Annotated in this window: 1 pseudogene; it reads right to left on the minus strand. The window is 51.9% G+C overall.

Going from position 1 to position 385, the window contains the following annotated elements:
• Positions 1 to 385: pseudogene (ompC, locus tag ACNFOC_RS55860) on the minus strand (porin OmpC); the annotation flags it as partial.

The raw sequence follows: 385 nt of genomic DNA on the forward strand, positions 1-385 counted from the left end.
ACCGTAGGTGTCGCCACCGAATTCTGGCAGAACGTCGGTCCAGGAAGTTACGTCGTAAACAACGCCGTAGTTACGACCGTAGTCGAAAGAACCGATGTCCTGGAATTTCAGACCAGCAAATGCCACACGGGTCCAGGAGTTGTTTTCGCTTTCCGGAGCGTTGCCCTGGATCTGATATTCCCACTGGCCGTAACCGGTCAGCTGGTCAGTAACCTGAGTTTCACCTTTGAAGCCAAGACGCATGTAGGTCTGGTCGCCATCTACAGACTTGTCGTCAGAGAAATAGTGCAGGCCGTCTACTTTACCGTACAGATCTAATTTGTTGCCGTCTTTATTGTAAACTTCAGCAGCGTTTGCTGCGCCTGCTACCAGCAGAGCTGGGACC

It is taken from the genome of Streptomyces colwelliae (assembly GCF_048158785.1).
GTDB lineage: Bacteria > Actinomycetota > Actinomycetes > Streptomycetales > Streptomycetaceae > Streptomyces.